Here is a 1,825-nt window from a genome sequence, read left to right on the forward strand (position 1 = left end):
CTTCAAGCTGGTGGGCGAAGCCGCGTACGTGCAGAAGAAGCCGGACGGCAGCGACACGCAGAAGCTGGCGAAGCTGACGTTCGCGCCGACGCTGTCGACGGGCCCGGGCTTCTGGAACCGTCCGGAACTGCGCCTGTACGTGACCACGGCCAAGTGGAACGCGGCCGCCAACGCGGCCGAGAACGGCGGCGCCGGCGTCACCAACCGCGCCAACGGCGACACCAAGGGCACGTCCTATGGTGCGCAGGCTGAAATCTGGTTCTGATAGAGGAACGGTTTGAAGACTCGGTTTTGCTGAAATGCTGAGTTGAGAGCAGTACGGGCCGGCTGAGAAGCCGGCCCTTTTGACTTGTGACTTCCGACATCCGGGGAACGACAACGTGAGCAATCCATGGCCGATCTCCAGCTGAAGGCCTTGCGCAAGGCGTTCGACGACGTCGTCATCCTGCACGGCGTGGACCTCGAGGTCCGCGATGGMGAGTTCCTGGTGTTCGTCGGCCCGTCGGGCTGCGGCAAGTCGACGCTGCTGCGCTGCATCGCCGGCCTCGAAGACATCACCGCGGGCGAGCTGTACATCGGCGGCGMACTCGTCAACGACGTGCCGCCGGCCAAACGCGGCATCGCGATGGTGTTCCAGAGCTACGCGCTGTACCCGCACATGACGGTCGCCGAGAACATGGCCTTCGGGCTGCGGCTGGCCGGCTATTCSAAGGACGAGATGCGCGCGGCCGTGAGCCGCGCGGCGCAGGTGCTGCAGATCGAGCACCTGCTGGAGCGCAAGCCCAAGGCCTTGTCCGGCGGCCAGCGCCAGCGCGTGGCCATCGGCCGTGCGATCGTGCGCAAGCCGGGCGTGTTCCTGTTCGACGAACCGCTGTCGAACCTGGATGCGGCACTGCGCGTGCAGATGCGCGTGGAGCTCTCGCGCCTGCACCAGGAACTGAAGACCACGATGGTCTACGTGACGCACGACCAGGTGGAGGCGATGACGCTGGCGCATCGCATCGTCGTGCTCAACGCRGGCCGCATCGARCAGGTGGGCACGCCGATGGAGCTGTACCACCGGCCGGTGAACCGCTTCGTCGCCGGCTTCATCGGCTCGCCGAAGATGAACTTCATCGGCGGCACGCTGACGGGCACCAACACGCAACTGGCCCACGTCGCGCTGGACGACGGCTCGGCGGTGACGGTGGCTGCCGATGCGGCCTCGGTCCCGGCCGGCACCAAGGTCACCGTCGGCCTGCGCCCGGAGCACCTCGAGGCGAGCGCCCAGCCGCGCGAAGGCGCGATGCGCGCGCATGTGCAGCTGGCCGAGCACCTGGGCGACACCACGTATCTGCACGTCACGTTGACCGGCCTGGATTCGTCAACGAGAAGCGAGGCGATGACGATCCGCACCGCTCCGGACAACCCGCTGAAGACCGGCGACACCGCGTACCTCAGTTTCTCGCCGCAGCGCGGCTTTCTGTTCGACGCCCAGGGGCGTACGCTCCCGGGCGCCGGCTGAAGGCGGCGCAGGCGTTCGACGGCCCACGAGGCCACCACAGGAGACACGACGATGAGCACCACCAGACGACTCCCTCTCGCGCTGCTGGCCTCGGCCGCGGCGCTGGCCCTGGCCGGCACGCTGCCGCTCGCCGCGCAGGCGGCCGAGCCCGGCAAGCTGCTGATCTGGATCAACGGCGACAAGGGCTACAACGGCCTGGCCAAGGTGGGCGAGGAGTTCACCGCCAAGACGGGGGTGCAGGTGGTGGTGGAGCACCCGGAGGACGCGCCGAACAAGTTCCAGCAGGCGGCCGCGGCCGGCAAGGGCCCGGCCATCTGGATC

At 68.1% G+C, this 1,825-nt stretch carries 2 protein-coding genes and 1 pseudogene; all 3 read left to right on the forward strand.

All coding sequences use genetic code 11. The features are described from left to right. Nucleotides 1-265, forward strand: a 265-nt coding sequence (locus tag AC1D01_RS32945; protein ID WP_477873689.1) for a carbohydrate porin, incomplete at its 5' end; no start/stop codon positions are given. Between the two features lie 126 nt (nucleotides 266-391). Beyond that, a complete protein-coding gene (locus AC1D01_RS32950) occupies nucleotides 392-1,504 on the forward strand; it encodes an ABC transporter ATP-binding protein (protein ID WP_477873690.1) in 1,113 nt (370 codons plus the stop codon). 51 nt (nucleotides 1,505-1,555) lie between these two features. Then, a pseudogene (malE, locus tag AC1D01_RS32955) lies at nucleotides 1,556-1,825 on the forward strand (maltose/maltodextrin ABC transporter substrate-binding protein MalE); the annotation flags it as partial.

This window comes from Rhizobacter sp. P3_B12 (assembly GCF_056402895.1).